The organism is Ancylobacter polymorphus, assembly GCF_030813495.1.
Lineage (GTDB): Bacteria > Pseudomonadota > Alphaproteobacteria > Rhizobiales > Xanthobacteraceae > Ancylobacter > Ancylobacter polymorphus.
Genome location: NZ_JAUSUI010000001.1, coordinates 611393 through 625666, shown reverse-complemented (window position 1 = coordinate 625666; position 14274 = coordinate 611393). Strand labels below are relative to the sequence as shown.

Sequence of the window (14274 nt, the reverse complement as noted above, 5' to 3'; positions counted from 1 at the left end):
ACAGAATCAGGTAGCGCCATGCCCTCCCAGCCCTCCCGCACGCCGGTCTCGCTCGCCAGCCGGCTGGTGCTGGAGGAGGTACGCCATGGCTATGGCGAGGTGGAAGCGGTGCGTGGTGTCAGCCTCACCGTGGAGCCGGGCGAAATCCTCTGCCTGCTGGGCCAATCGGGCTGCGGCAAGACCACGTTGCTGCGGCTGATCGCCGGCATCGAGCGGCCGAGCCACGGGCGAATCCTGCTCGACCGGCAGGTGGTGGCCGGTCCCGGCGCGTTCGTGCCGCCGGAAAAGCGCGCCATCGGGCTGGTGTTCCAGGACTACGCGCTGTTCCCCCACCTCACCAATGTGGAAAACGTCGCCTTCGGCCTGCGCCGTCTCGGGCCGGCGGGGGCGCATGACGAGGCGATGCGGGCGCTGGAACGGGTGCGCCTTGCCGCCTATGCGGAAAACTATCCACATGCTTTGTCGGGCGGCGAGCAGCAGCGCGTGGCGCTTGCCCGCGCGCTCGTGCCGCGCCCCGGCATTCTCCTTATGGACGAACCGTTCTCCGGCCTCGACAGTCGGCTGCGGGGCAGTGTGCGCAGCGAGACGCTGAAGGTTCTGCGCGATGCCCGCGCCACCTGCATCATCGTCACCCACGACCCGGAAGAGGCGATGCGGCTCGGAGACCGCATCGCGCTGATGCGCAAGGGGCAGCTGGTTCAAATCGGCGCGCCGGAAGAACTCTACCGCCATCCCGCCGATCTCGAAGTGGCGCGTTTCTTCTGCGAAATCAACGAGGTTGAGGGTGTCGTTCGCGATGGTCGCGTGGCCACCGCGCTCGGCAGCTTCCCCGCTCCCGGCCTGGCCGAGGGGGAGGCGGCCACAGTGGCCATCCGCCCGCAGGGCATCGAGCTGAAGGCACCCGGCTCCGGCGTGCGGGGGCGAATCGTCCATCACCGCTTCCTCGGCGAACTCGACCTTTACGAGGTGGCGGTGGAGGGGCTGGACCGGCCATTGGTCGCACGCCGCCGCCCGACCGCCGGCCTATTACGTGGGCATGACGTCGGAGTGAACATCGAGCCGGCCGAGGTTCTTGTCTTCGCCACGGGCCGGCCCTAGTGTCCGGGTTGAATTGCGATGCGCGGCTGCAAGGGGCCGGCGGCGCTTCGGGCAAGGGAGTTTTGTGATGGGTTCTCTCAGCATCTGGCACTGGATCATCGTGCTGGTGGTCGTGCTCCTCCTCTTCGGTCGCGGCAAGCTGTCCGAGCTGATGGGCGATGCCGCAAAGGGCATCAAGGCGTTCAAGAAGGGCATGGCGGACGAGGACGACACGGCGGCCAAGCCCGGCGAGCCGGCGCGTTCGCTCGATCACCAGCCGAAGGTGGAAGCCGAGCGTACCAAGGTCGGCTGATTTCCGGCCTCGGATTCTCGATCGGGGAGGGTCGCGTTTCGCGGCCCCGCATGATGTATGCTTGATATCGGCTGGTCGGAATTTCTCGTCATCGGCGTGGTCGCCCTCGTGGTGATCGGGCCGAAGGAGCTGCCGCGCGTGCTCCGCACCATGGGGCAGGGCGTGCGCAAGCTGCGCCATATGGCGGGCGAGTTCCAGGGGCAGTTCAACGAGGCGCTGCGTGAGGCGGAGCTTTCCGACCTCAAGGACAGCGTTAGCGGGCTGCGCAACGATCTCTCCGGCCTCGCCGGCAATGCGCGCGAGTCGCTGGCCAAGGCACTGCCGACCAATCCGCTGCAGGACATCGAAACCGAGCTGAAGGCGCCGACCGGCAGCGTGGAAGCCGGCAGCACCCTGCCGCCCGCCGACACGACCGAGACGGCGCTGCCGGCGCCCGGCGATCTGGAACCCCACCCGTTCGAGACGGTGGAGGACGAGGTGCGCAACGCAGCGGCCGGGCTTGAGGCCGTCGTGCCCGCCGCTCCGTCTCCCGCACCGCCCGCCGCTGCGGTTGCGTCCGCCGCGCCGGCTGCGGCTGCGGCGCCGGCGGCGACCCCGCCCACGGCGACGCCGGCCGCGGGCGCCCCGACTCCGGCTCCCGCCGCTCCGGCTCCTGCCGCTCCGGCTCCTGCCGCCAATGCGGTGGCATCGCCGGCGGTGCCCGCGCCGGTGTCGCCCACATCATCGGCGACCACGCCTTCGGCCCCGCGCCCGCAGACGGCGGCCGAGCCTGCAAAGGACACCGAGGTCGCGCCGGCCGCCGTGCCCGCGGCGCCCAAGCCGAAGCGCGTGCGCGCCTCGGTAGCGAAGGCAGTTGCACCCCCTGTGGACGCGGTCCCTGCGGAGCCGGCACCTGCGGAAGCGGCGCCGAAACCTGCCGCCCGCCGCCCGCGCAAGCCCGCCCCCGTCGTCGAGGTGGCCGAGCCGGGACTGTTCGAGGCCGTCTCCTCGCTCGATCAGCCACCCGCCGCACCCGCCGCCAAGCGGCCTTCCAAACCGCGCGTCAAGGTCAAGCCGGCCTCCGGCGATGAAGGGCCGGCCACATGAGCCAGGATGACATCGACGCCTCCAAGGCGCCGCTGATCGAACATCTGATCGAGCTGCGCGCCCGCCTGATCAAGTCGCTGATCGCGTTCTTCATTGCGTTCTTCGGCTGCTTCATGCTGGGCAAGTTCATCTACAACATCCTGCTCTGGCCCTATGAATTCGCGGCCGGCGGCACCGAGCACGTCAAGCTCATCTACACCGCGCCGCAGGAATTCCTGTTCACCCAGATCAAGCTCGGCATGTTCGGGGCGGCGTTCATCTCCTTTCCCATCGTGGCGACGCAAATCTATATGTTCGTCGCGCCGGGGCTCTACAGCCACGAGAAGAACGCCTTCCGGCCCTATCTGGTGGCGACGCCGGTGTGCTTCCTCATTGGCGCGGCCTTCGTCTATTTCGTCGCCATGCCGCTGGCGATGACCTATTTCCTCTCCATGCAGCAGCTGGCCGGGCCGGGCACGCCGGAAATCTCCATGCTGCCGCAGGTGAGCGAATATCTCTCGCTCATCATGACCCTGATCTTCGCCTTCGGCATCTGCTTCCAACTGCCCGTCATCCTCACGCTGCTGGCGCAGATCGGGGTGGTGACGTCCGACCAGCTGAAGAAGGCGCGGCGCTACGCCATTGTCGGCGTGTTCGTCGCCGCCGCGGTGCTGACCCCGCCGGACGTGGTGAGCCAGTTCGCCCTCGCCATCCCGACCCTGCTGCTCTACGAAGTCTCGGTCTTGCTGGTGCGCATGGTCGAGAAGAAGAAGCGCGCGGCGGAGGCGGCGGCCGACGCGGCTACGTAATCATGGGCAGCATCCTGCGAGGCCGGGCTTTGCCGGGCACCTCAGGATGACGTTGCGTGGCTTTTGTTGAACCGTCCCTCGTCATGCTGAGGCGCGAGCGCAGCGAGCCTCGAAGCACGCATGCGCCTACGCGCTTTCGCCACGCCGCACTTGTCCCCGCCTTCCCGATTGGCTACGTCCCTCCCGTTCCGGCGCGAGGCCGGGAGCGGCGTTTGAAGGCGAGACTGCCATGCACGACATCAAGTGGATCCGCGAAGAGCCGAACGGGCTCATCAACGCGCTGGTGCGGCGCGGCACCGATGCCTCGGAAGCGCAGGCACTGGTCGAGGGGCTGATCGCCCTCGACGAGACCCGCCGTTCCGGCATCGTCCGGCTGGAAGAGCTGCAGGCCCGCCGCAACGCCGCCTCCAAGGAGATCGGCGCCGCCAAGAAGGCGGGCGAGAACGACCGCGCCGAGGCGCTGATGGCCGAGGTCGGGGCGCTGAAGACCGATATTCCCGCGCTGGAAGAGCAGGTGAAGGCGGCCGAGGCCGAACTGCACAACCGGCTCGCCGCCATTCCCAACGTGCCGCTCGATGTGGTGCCCGAGGGCAAGGACGAGCACGACAATGTCGAGATCGCCCTTGTCGGCCAGAAGATCGGCTTTCCCTTCGTGCCGAAGCAGCATTTCGAGATCGGCGAAGGCCTCGGCCAGATGGATTTCGAGGCGGCGGCGAAACTCTCCGGCGCCCGCTTCGTGGTGCTGAAGAACAAGCTGGCGCGCCTGGAGCGCGCCATCGGCCAGTTCTTCATCGACACCCACACCGAAGAACACGGCTATATGGAAGTCGCGCCGCCGGTGCTGGTCAAGGACGAGGCGATGTTCGGCACGGCGCAGCTGCCGAAGTTCCGTGAGGATCAGTTCCGCGCCGGTGAGGAGTTCTGGCTCATCCCCACCGCCGAAGTTCCGCTGACCAATCTCGTCGCGCAGTCCATCCTCTCCGAGGAAGAGCTGCCGCTGCGCTTCACCGCGCTTACCCCCTGCTTCCGCGCCGAGGCGGGGTCGGCGGGGCGGGATACGCGCGGCATGATCCGCCAGCACCAGTTCAACAAGGTGGAGTTGGTCTCCATCACCACGCCGGAACAGTCGGCGGACGAGCATGAGCGCATGCTCGCCTGCGCGCAGGCGGTGCTCAAGAAGCTCGGCCTGCATTTTCGCGTGGTGACGCTGTGCACCGGCGATATGGGCTTCGCCTCGGCCAAGACCTATGACATCGAGGTCTGGCTGCCGGGTCAGAACGCCTTCCGCGAGATTTCCTCCTGCTCCACCTGCACCGATTTCCAGGCGCGGCGGATGAATGCGCGCTACCGCCCGGCGGGCGCCAAGGCGCCGCGCTACCTGCACACGCTCAACGGTTCGGGCGTCGCGGTCGGCCGGGCGATGGTGGCGATCCTGGAAAATTACCAGAACGAGGACGGTTCCGTCACGGTGCCCGACGTGCTGGTGCCCTATATGGGCGGGCTGACGCGGATCGAGAAGAACTGAGCCGCTGCCGGGCCGTCATCCCGGAATCGCCGTCGGGCGATATCCGGGATCGCGTGCAAAATGCAGAGCGATCCCGGCTCTGCGCTTCGCTTCGGCCGGGATGACATCGAACTTAAGAGCGAGGACAGATGCGCATCCTGGTGACGAACGACGACGGCATCCACGCGCCGGGGCTGGACGCCTGCGCCCGCATCGCCCGGGCGCTGTCCGACGATGTGTGGGTGGTGGCGCCGGAGACCGACCAGTCCGGCGTGTCGCATTCGCTCTCCCTCTCCGATCCGCTGCGGCTGCGGCAGGTGGAGGAGAAGCGCTTCGCGGTGAAGGGCACGCCCACCGACTGCGTCATCATGGCGGTGCGGCACCTCCTTGCCGACCACAAGCCCGATCTCGTGCTCTCCGGCGTCAATCGCGGCCAGAACGTCGCCGAGGATGTCGGCTATTCCGGCACGGTGGCCGGCGCGATGGAAGGCACGGTGCTCGGCATCCCCTCCATCGCCCTGTCGCAGGCCTATGGCTTCGAGACCCGCAAGGCGCCGCCCTATGATGTCGCCGAGCATTGGGGCCCGCAGGTGGTGCGCACGCTGCTGGAGGAGGGAATCCCCGGCGGCATCGTGGTCAATGTGAACTTCCCCAACCGCCCGGTGGACGAGGTGCGCGGCATCGCCGTCACCGCGCAGGGGCGGCGCGACCAGGATCTGCTGCGCATCGACGCGCGCAATGACGGTCGGGGAAACCCCTATTTCTGGATCGCCTTCGAGAAGCGTATCTTCGAGACGGTCAACGGCTCGGACCTGCACGCGCTCGACGAGGGCTGCATTTCCGTCACGCCGCTGCGCCTCGACATGACCGACGAGCCGATGATGACGCGGCTCGCGCAAGTCTTCGCCAAGCCCGCCGCGGCCGCGAAGCCGCGCTGAGCCGGAGGCCCGACGTTCCGGGCAGGGCAGGGAGGTCGCCCGTGAGCGGCGCCGAGATGAGCGAGGATCTGCAGCGCGCCGAGCTGCTTCTGGCGCTGCGCAAGCGTGGCATGCGCGAGTGGCAGGTGATGCGCGCCATGGAGCAGGTTCCTCGCGAGCGCTTCGTCGAGCCGGCCTTCCGCCCCATCGCCTGGCGCGATCTCGCTCTGCCGCTCGATTGCGGCCAGACCATCAGCCAGCCCACCGTGGTGGCGCTGATGACCGAGGCGCTGGAACTCGGCCCCTCGCACAGTGTGCTGGAAATCGGCACCGGCTCAGGCTACCAGGCCGCCATTCTCGCCAGTATCGCCGGCCATGTGGTGACGCTGGAGCGCTTCCGCACGCTGGCGGACTCGGCGGCGCGGCGGCTCGCCGCGCTCGGCTATGCCAATGTCGAGGTGCTGGTCGCCGACGGCCGCGAGGGCGCGCCCCAGCGCGCGCCGTTCGACCGCATCATCCTGACCGCCGCTGTGGAAGAAGTACCCCAGGCACTGTTCGAGCAGCTGGCCATGGGGGGCATTCTGGTGGCCCCGGTCGGCCCGCCGGAGGCGACGCAGACTCTCATGCGTTACCGGCGCGGATTGCAGGGTTTGGAGACCCGCGAACTGGCCCGCGTGCGCTTCGTTCCGATGCTCGCGGGTGTCGCGGTAGTGCTTTGAGAATGCCGGGAATCCGCCATTTTTCCTGATGTGTACGGGTCCGCTTAAGCGGCTGTTTACCTGTACGCCGCATTAATCATCCCGAGTCCAGCGTTCGGGTGGGGTGCGATGCGTAAGTTTCTGAAGGTGTCCGGTGCCGGTCCCCTCATGCGGATTTCCGCCGTCGCCCTGATGGCAGCGGGAATGGCCGCGTGCAGTGCCGATTCCGCCCGGTTCAGCGCCAATCCGAACAGCAATCCCTTCGCCTCGCAGCCGACTTATACCGGCTCCGTCGCCGCCGCGCCGACTGGCGCGGTGCAGAGCGCGCCCATGGCGGCGGCGCCCGTCAATGGCGTGCCGCTCGCCCCGGTCGGTCCGCAGACGGCGAGCGCCTATCCCACGCCCGGTGCCGCGCCGGCTCCCTACGGCTCCCAGTCCCCCTACGGCGCCCCGGCCTATGGCGCTCCGGTCGCGACCGCCCCTTATGGCGCGCCCGCGCAGCCGGCTCCTGCCCAGGTCGCCGCGGCTCCGACGCATCTCTCCTCGCCCGTCCCCGCGCAGCCCGGCTATGGCGGCACGCAGCCGCTTTATGGCAGCCAGCCGCAGCCTCTCGCCGCCGCCACGCCCGCCCCCGTCCGTACCCCGCAGGTCGCGGCCTCCGGCGGCTCGCATGTGGTGGCGCCGGGCGAGACGCTGAGCTCCATCGCGCGTAATTACGGCGTCACCCGTACCGAGCTGGCCAACGCCAATGGCATCGACTTCAACACCATGGTGCGCATCGGCCAGAAGCTGACCATTCCGGGCGCGTCCGGCGGGGCGGTGGTCGCCGCCGCGCCGAAGCCCGCGGCCACGCCGCCAGCGCCGAAGCCGACCCCCGTCGTCGCCACCGCGCCGGCGAACCCGGCCAACCCCGCGCCGGTCGCCCAGGCAGCCGCCGGGCCGAAGCCGCAGACCATCGCCGCCGTCAAGCCCTCCGAGACCCCGGACGAAATCCGCAGCGCCGCTGCCGGTCCGCAGTTCCGCTGGCCGGTGCGCGGGCGCGTCATCTCCGGCTTCGGGCCGAAGCCTGGCGGCCAGCAGAATGAGGGCATCAACATCTCGGTGCCGGAAGGCACGGCGGTGAAGGCGGCCGAGGACGGCGTGGTCGCCTATGCCGGCAGCGAGCTCAAAGGCTATGGCAACCTCGTCCTCATCAAGCACGCCGATGGCTGGGTGACCGCCTATGCCAATAACAGCGCGCTCGAGGTGAAGAAGGGCGATACGGTCAAGCGCGGCCAGGTGATCGCCAAGGCCGGCCAGACCGGCAATGTCTCCTCGCCGCAGCTGCATTTCGAAATCCGCAAGGGCTCGCAGCCGGTCGACCCGTCGCAGTACCTCGCCGGCCTCTAGAGCACGCGCCGATCAGCTTGCTTCGCAAGCTGATCGGATAACGCGTTCTCTATCTTAGAGTTTAGAGGGCGATTTACCGATCAGATTGATTCAGTCTGATCGGATCGCACTCTGAGCCGCCACACTCGGTCTTCCATACAAGCATCAATGGCGGAGCCTCAGCGCTCCGCCATTTGTTTCCGGCGCGACGTTTGGACCTTGGCGCCGGTCAGCGCGGGGCGGCCGGCGGTTCTGTCAGGGACACGCCCAGCCGCCCCGCGACATCCTGCACATATTGCCAGGCCGTCCGCCCTGAACGCGCGCCGCGTGTGGTGGACCATTCCAGCGCCTCCTGCCGCAGAACCTCAGGCGCGATGGGAATCGCGAAATGCGCGACATAGCTGTCGATCATCGCGAGATAATCGTCCTGGCTGCATTTGTGGAAGCCGAGCCACAGGCCGAAACGGTCGGAGAGCGAGACCTTTTCCTCGACCGCTTCGCCCGGATTGATCGCCGTCGAACGCTCGTTCTCCACCATCTCGCGCGCCAGGATGTGGCGGCGGTTTGAGGTGGCGTAGAAGATCACATTCTCCGGCCGCCCTTCGATGCCGCCTTCCAGCACCGCTTTCAGCGACTTGTAGGAGGTATCGTCGGCGTCGAAGGACAGGTCGTCGCAGAAGATGACGAATCGGAACGGCGCCGGCCGCACCAGGCTCATCAACGCCGGCAGGGTCTCGATGTCCTCGCGGTGAATTTCCACCAGCTTGAGCGGCGGCTTGCCCTCGCGCACCATCTCGGCGTTGACCGAGGCGTGGGCGGCCTTCACCAGCGAGCTCTTGCCCATGCCGCGCGCGCCCCAGAGAAGGGCGTTGTTGGCCGGCAGGCCGCGGGCGAAGCGCAGTGTGTTGTCCAGCAGCAGGTCGCGGGTGCGCTCGATCCCCTTGAGCAGTTCCATCTCCACCCGGCTGACGCGCGGCACGGCCTCAAGCCGGCGTTCATCGGCGTGCCAGATGAAGGCGTCGGCCTCGCTGAAATCCGCCGTTGCCGGCCGGGCCGGGGCGATGCGTTCGAGCGCCTCGGCGATGCGGGTGAGAACGGCGGCGAGATCATCCGGTGTGTGGGTCATGGTGAGGCTCCTCCGCGAGGGGGAATAGTCCGTGCCGCGCCGGGGGACAAGAAGAACCGTAACGCCGGGTACGCTTTGCCGCCGGCCGCCGCGCACAGTGAGGTGAGGGCGTTTGCAATCGCCGGGCGCCTCAGTATAGTCCGCGCCGCTTCGCCGGGCCTTTCGCCCGCCTTCGATCGACGGACAAGGAACCGACATGTTGATTACGCCCGCCTATGCGCAGGCCGCCCCCGCCGCCGGCGGTACCGACATGCTGATGTCGCTGCTGCCCTTCGTGCTGATTTTCGTGATCATGTACTTCCTGATTCTGCGTCCGCAGCAGAAGAAGGTGAAGGCGCATCAGGAAATGGTGAAGAGCATCCGTCGCGGCGACACGGTCGTCACTTCGGGCGGTCTCATCGGCAAGGTGGCCCGGGTGATCGACGACAGCGAGATCGAGCTGCAGCTTGCCGAAGGCGTGAAGATCCGCCAGCTGCGTGGCATGATCTCCGAGGTTCGCGCCAAGGGCGAGCCGGCCAAGGAAGACACCGAGTCCTGAGCGCTGACCTCTTGCGGCCGTAGCCGTTCGCGCGGCCGGAAGGAACCCCATGCTTTACTTCTCGAAATGGAAGGCGTTCGCGATCCTGGCGGTCTCGGCCATCATCTGCCTGATGGCCGTGCCGAGCCTGTTGTCGCCATCCGCCTATGACAGCCTGCCGCACGTCCTCCAGCGCAAGATCGTGCTGGGCCTCGACCTTCAGGGCGGGTCCTACATCGTCCTGCAGGTCGACGCCCAGTCCGTGCGCAAGATCCGCCTTGAGCATCTGCGCGATGACGCGCGCCGCATCCTTCGCGATGCCAAGATCGGCTATACCGGCCTCGCCATTCAGGGCGACACGGTGCAGGTGCGCATCCGCGACGGGCAGGATGTCGATGCGGCGCTGACACAGCTGCGGGGCCTCGCCCAGCCGCTGGGCGGTGCGATGTCGACCAGCGGCCAGCTCGACACCGATGTCTCGCGCGATGGCAACACCATCTCGCTCTCGCCCACGGCGGCGGGCATCCAGTCGCGCACCATCCAGGCGGTGTCGCAGTCCATCGAGATCATCCGCAAGCGTATCGACCAGCTCGGCACCACCGAGCCGTCGATCCAGCGCCAGGGCGCCGACCGCATCCAGGTGCAGGTGCCCGGACTGCAGGACCCGTCGCGCCTCAAGGCGCTGCTGGGCCAGACCGCGCAGCTGAGCTTCCGTCTCGTCGACAACACAATGAGCGCGCAGCAGGCGCTGCAGGGGCGCCCGCCGGCGGGCACAGACGTGCTCTATTCCCAGGACAATCCGCCGGTTCCCTATCTGATCGAGCAGCGCGTGCTGGTCGCCGGCGAGGACCTCACCGACGCGCAGCCGAGCTTCGACCCGACGACGCGCGAGCCGGTGGTGACCTTCCGCTTCAACACCAACGGCGCCCGCCGCTTCGCCGAGGCGACGCAGGCCAATGTCGGCCGGCCCTTCGCCATCATCCTCGACAACCACGTGATTTCGGCGCCGGTCATCCGCGAGCCGATCATGGGCGGATCGGGTCAGATCAGCGGCAATTTCACCGTGCAGCAGGCGAACGATCTCGCCATTCTGCTGCGCGCCGGCGCGCTGCCGGTGCCGCTGCAGGTGGTGGAAGAGCGCACCGTCGGCCCCGGCCTCGGCGCGGATTCGATCCGGGCCGGCCTTATCGCCTCCATTGTCGGCGCGGCGCTGGTGGCGCTGTTCATGGTCGCGACCTATGGCCTGTTCGGCGTCATCGCCAACATCGCAGTCGCGATCAATGTCGGCATGATCTTCGGCGTGCTGGCCATGCTCGGCGCGACGCTGACGCTGCCCGGCATTGCCGGCGTCGTTCTAACCGTCGGCATCGCGGTCGATTCCAACGTGCTGATTTATGAGCGCATCCGCGAGGAGGCGAGGGCGGGACGCTCGGCGATCTCCGCCATCGACGCCGGGTTCTCCCGCGCGCTGGCGACCATCCTCGACTCCAACATCACCACCTTCATCGCGGCGGCGGTGCTGTTCTATGTCGGTTCCGGCCCGGTGCGCGGCTTCGCCATCACCTTCGGCATCGGCATCATCACCACCGTGTTCACCGCCTTCACGCTGACCCGCCTTATGGTGGCGCTGTGGGTGCGCTGGCAGCGCCCCCAGCGCGTGCCGATCTGAGAAAGGCGAGCTTCCATGCGTCTGCTCCGCATCGTTCCGGACGACACGAATTTCGACTTCATCCGCTTCCGGCGGATCAGCTTCCCGATCTCGGCCCTGCTGTCGATCGTGGCGCTGGTGGCGTTCTTCACGCTCGGCCTCAATTTCGGCATCGACTTCAAGGGCGGCACGCTGCTTGAGGTGCGTTACGCCAACAACACGCTGAACATCTCCGATGTCCGCTCCCGCCTCGAGTCGCTCGACCTCGGCGAGGTGCAGATTCAGGAGATCGGCAGTGACGGCGAGGTGCTGATCCGCGTCGCCCAGCAACCGGGCGGCGAGCAGGCGCAGCAGGCCGTGGTCGGCAAGGTGCGCGCGGCGCTCGGCGACGGCGTTGAGTATCGCCGCGTCGAGGTGGTCGGCCCGCGTGTGTCGCAGGAATTGCTGAGCTACGGCATCGTCGGCCTGATGATGGCGGTGTTCTGCATCCTGGTGTACCTCTGGTTCCGCTTCGAGTGGCAATTCGCCCTCGGCGCCTCGATCGCCAACTTCCACGACATCGTGCTCACCATCGGGTTCATGGCGATCTTCCAGATCGACTTCGACCTGACCAGCGTCGCCGCGCTTCTGACCATTCTCGGCTATTCGCTGAACGACACGATCGTCATTTACGACCGCATCCGCGAAATGCTGCGGCGCTACAAGAAGATGCCGACCGAGGAACTGCTCAACGCCTCGATCAACTCGACCCTGTCTCGCTCGGTCATCACCCATGTGACGGTGACGCTGGCGCTGCTGGCGCTGGTGCTGTTCGGCGGGCGCGCGATCCATTCCTTCTCGGTGACGATGATGTTCGGCGTGGTGCTGGTCGGCACCTACACCTCCATCTTCATCGCCTCGCCGCTGCTCATCTATCTCGGGGTATCCACCCGGGCGATGGCGGAAAAGGCGGAGAAGGAGGCCAAGAGCGCCAACGCCAAGGCGGAACGCCTCGCGCCGTGAGCGGGGGCGTCCCCATGCGGAAGGCCGGTTGATGGCGACGCCTGACGCCCATCTCCCGTATCAGGTGCCGATTGACGGCTATGCGCGCGGAGCGTTCCACTTTGCGGGCATGGCGTCGGCCGGCTCCATCCTCGCGCTGCCCTCCGGCATCCACGCCTGGGCGCCGCGGGAACCGCGCGAGATCGATGAGGCGGCCCTCGCGCGGGTCTTCGCCGAGGCGGGCAGCTTCCAATTGCTGCTGATCGGCACCGGCGTCGATCCCTGGCCGTTGCCGGAGGCGCTGCGCTGGCGGCTGCGCGATGCCGGGCTGTCGGTCGACACCCTCCCTACACGATCGGCCGCGTCGACCTATAATGTGCTTCTGGCGGAAGGCCGTCCGGTCGCCGCCGCGCTGCTCGCGCTGCCCTGAGGCGCGGCCGCCTCACGCCAACCCGTCCGGACCCATCACATGAGCCGTCCGAGCCTGACCACGCCGACGGAGTATTGCGCGGCGCTGGTGCGCGATCTCGACCGCGATCGCTACGTCGCCGACCTGTTCGCCCCCGCCGAGCGGCGCGGCGCGCTGTTCGCGCTGCATGCTTTCAATGCCGAGGTGGCACGCGTGCGCGAGGCGATCACCAACCCGCTCGCCGGCGAGGTGCGGCTGCAATGGTGGCGCGAGGCGCTGGCGGGGGATGGTCAGGGCGATGTGCGGGCCAATCCGGTGGCCGCGGCGCTGCTGGAGGCCATCGATACCCACCGCCTGCCGCGCGCCAGCTTCGAGGCGCTGCTGGAGGCGCGGCAGTTCGATCTCTATGACGACGCCATGCCTACGGTGAACGATCTCGAAGGCTATGCCGGGGAGACATCCTCGGCGTTGATCCGCCTCGCCACGCTGGTTCTGGCGCCGCAGGCGGGCGCCTCCTCGGCGGAGGCGGCGGGTCATGCCGGCGTCGCCTATGCCGTCACCGGGCTGTTGCGGGCGTTCCCGGTGCATGCGCGGCGCGGCCAATGCTACCTGCCGCTCGATCTGCTCGCCGCCCATGGGCTGACCCGCGAGGACGCGGTGTCGGGGGTGGCCAGTCCCGCGCTCGGCGAGGTGCTCGCCGCGCTGCGGGCGTTGGCGCGCCGGCACCATCAGGCCGCGATGACGGCGTTGGCGGGCGTGCCGGCGGCGGAACTGCCGGCCTTCCTGCCGCTGACGCTGGTTCCGGGCGATCTCGACCGGCTGGAGCGTCCGCACGACCCCTTCGCCGGCGTGCCGCCGGCGCCGGCCTTCCTGCGGCTGTGGCGGCTGTGGCGCGGCGCCGGCACGCTGGCCAAGGCCGCCCGCGCCGGCGCGGGCGCGCGCTAGAGCACGTTCTACCGATCAGGTTGATTCAACCTGATCGGATCAGGCTCTAGTTGGCGCGGTCCTTCGCCACCCGGTCGAAGGCCTGAAGCCGGGCGACGAGGGCCTCGAACTCGTTGAGCGGCACCATGTTGGGGCCATCCGACGGGGCCTTGTCCGGGTCGGGATGGGTCTCGACGAACACGCCGGCAATGCCGACCGCGACCGCCGCCCGCGCCAGCACCGGCACGAATTCGCGCTGGCCGCCGGAAGAGGTGCCCTGTCCGCCCGGCTGCTGCACCGAATGGGTGGCGTCGAAGATGACCGGCGCGCCAGTCGTCTCAGCCATGATCGGCAGCGCCCGCATGTCGGTTACCAGCGTGTTGTAGCCGAAGGACACGCCGCGCTCCGTCACCAGCACATTCGGATTGCCGCCCTCGATCAGCTTGGCGACGACGTTCTTCATGTCCCAGGGGGCGAGAAACTGCCCCTTCTTCACATTGACCACCCGCCCCGTCGCGGCGGCGGCGATGAGAAGGTCGGTCTGGCGGCAGAGGAAGGCCGGAATCTGCAATATATCCACCACCTCGCCGACCGGGGCACACTGGTCGTTCTCGTGCACGTCGGTCAGAACGGGCATGCCGTAGCGCTCGCGGATTTCGGCGAAGACGGGGAGGGCGGCCTTGAGGCCCATGCCGCGCGCACCCTTGATCGAGGTGCGGTTGGCCTTGTCGAAGGAGGTCTTGAACACCACGCCGATGCTGCGGCGCGTGGCGATCTCCTTGATCGCGGCGGCGCATTCCAGCGCATGCGCGGCGCTTTCCATCTGGCAGGGGCCGGCGATCAGCGCCAGCGGCAGGTCATTGCCGAAGCGCACATCGCCAAGCGTGACTACGGAATTGGCGCCAGAGCCGCTCATGA

15 protein-coding genes are annotated in these 14274 nt (G+C 68.1%); 13 read left to right on the top strand and 2 right to left on the bottom strand.

The annotated features are described in order from the left end of the window. Positions 1 to 18: 18 nt before the first annotated feature. The 8 genes from J2S75_RS03265 (at position 19) to J2S75_RS03230 (ending at position 7772) form a co-directional block, all read left to right on the top strand. Positions 19 to 1098, top strand: a complete 1080-nt coding sequence (locus J2S75_RS03265; protein ID WP_307018498.1) for an ABC transporter ATP-binding protein — start codon at positions 19 to 21, stop codon at positions 1096 to 1098. 67 nt (positions 1099 to 1165) lie between these two features. Continuing rightward, on the top strand, positions 1166 to 1390 hold the full coding sequence (locus tag J2S75_RS03260) for a twin-arginine translocase TatA/TatE family subunit (RefSeq protein ID WP_307018132.1): 225 nt from the start codon (positions 1166 to 1168) through the stop codon (positions 1388 to 1390). Positions 1391 to 1447: 57 nt separating this feature from the next. Next, positions 1448 to 2476 carry a Sec-independent protein translocase protein TatB gene (gene tatB / locus J2S75_RS03255; protein ID WP_307018131.1) on the top strand — a complete coding sequence of 343 codons (1029 nt, stop codon included), beginning with the start codon at positions 1448 to 1450 and terminating at the stop codon, positions 2474 to 2476. After that, positions 2473 to 3264: a twin-arginine translocase subunit TatC gene (tatC, locus tag J2S75_RS03250; RefSeq protein WP_307018130.1), complete on the top strand. Its 792-nt coding sequence runs from the start codon at positions 2473 to 2475 to the stop codon at positions 3262 to 3264. The genes tatB and tatC overlap by 4 nt, the downstream gene beginning before the upstream one ends. A 229-nt stretch (positions 3265 to 3493) precedes the next feature. Next, positions 3494 to 4789 carry a serine--tRNA ligase gene (gene serS, locus J2S75_RS03245; protein ID WP_307018129.1) on the top strand — a complete coding sequence of 432 codons (1296 nt, stop codon included), beginning with the start codon at positions 3494 to 3496 and terminating at the stop codon, positions 4787 to 4789. 128 nt (positions 4790 to 4917) lie between these two features. Then, positions 4918 to 5706 carry a 5'/3'-nucleotidase SurE gene (gene surE, locus J2S75_RS03240; protein ID WP_307018127.1) on the top strand — a complete coding sequence of 263 codons (789 nt, stop codon included), beginning with the start codon at positions 4918 to 4920 and terminating at the stop codon, positions 5704 to 5706. 56 nt (positions 5707 to 5762) lie between these two features. Beyond that, positions 5763 to 6404 (top strand): protein-L-isoaspartate(D-aspartate) O-methyltransferase, encoded by a 642-nt coding sequence (locus tag J2S75_RS03235; RefSeq protein ID WP_417281868.1) that lies wholly within the window; start codon positions 5763 to 5765, stop codon positions 6402 to 6404. A 108-nt stretch (positions 6405 to 6512) separates the two neighbouring features. Then, positions 6513 to 7772 carry a M23 family metallopeptidase gene (locus J2S75_RS03230; RefSeq protein ID WP_307018123.1) on the top strand — a complete coding sequence of 420 codons (1260 nt, stop codon included), beginning with the start codon at positions 6513 to 6515 and terminating at the stop codon, positions 7770 to 7772. A 208-nt stretch (positions 7773 to 7980) separates the two neighbouring features. On the opposite strand, the gene J2S75_RS03225 is transcribed toward J2S75_RS03230, so the two are convergent. Further along, the gene (locus J2S75_RS03225; protein WP_307018121.1) at positions 7981 to 8877 is read right to left on the bottom strand and encodes an ATP-binding protein; all 897 of its coding nucleotides are present in this window, start codon (positions 8875 to 8877) and stop codon (positions 7981 to 7983) included. Positions 8878 to 9073: 196 nt separating this feature from the next. Between J2S75_RS03225 and yajC the strand changes: the two genes are divergently transcribed. Genes yajC through J2S75_RS03200 form a run of 5 tightly spaced genes read left to right on the top strand, consistent with a single transcriptional unit; the run spans position 9074 to position 13377 of the window. After that, positions 9074 to 9415, top strand: coding sequence for a preprotein translocase subunit YajC (gene yajC / locus J2S75_RS03220; RefSeq protein WP_307018120.1), 342 nt, complete (start codon positions 9074 to 9076; stop codon positions 9413 to 9415). A 49-nt stretch (positions 9416 to 9464) separates the two neighbouring features. After that, complete coding sequence (gene secD, locus J2S75_RS03215) at positions 9465 to 11063, top strand: protein translocase subunit SecD (RefSeq protein ID WP_307018118.1); 1599 nt, start codon at positions 9465 to 9467, stop codon at positions 11061 to 11063. Positions 11064 to 11078: 15 nt separating this feature from the next. Beyond that, positions 11079 to 12044, top strand: coding sequence for a protein translocase subunit SecF (gene secF, locus J2S75_RS03210; protein WP_307018116.1), 966 nt, complete (start codon positions 11079 to 11081; stop codon positions 12042 to 12044). 31 nt (positions 12045 to 12075) lie between these two features. Next, entirely contained in the window at positions 12076 to 12453 is a 378-nt protein-coding gene (locus J2S75_RS03205) for an Mth938-like domain-containing protein (RefSeq protein WP_307018114.1), read from the top strand. A gap of 39 nt (positions 12454 to 12492) precedes the next feature. Then, a complete protein-coding gene (locus J2S75_RS03200) occupies positions 12493 to 13377 on the top strand; it encodes a phytoene/squalene synthase family protein (RefSeq protein ID WP_307018112.1) in 885 nt (294 codons plus the stop codon). A gap of 46 nt (positions 13378 to 13423) precedes the next feature. Here J2S75_RS03200 and kdsA read toward each other — a convergent pair whose 3' ends face one another. Beyond that, positions 13424 to 14272 (bottom strand): 3-deoxy-8-phosphooctulonate synthase, encoded by an 849-nt coding sequence (gene kdsA, locus J2S75_RS03195; protein ID WP_307018109.1) that lies wholly within the window; start codon positions 14270 to 14272, stop codon positions 13424 to 13426. Positions 14273 to 14274 lie beyond the last annotated feature (2 nt).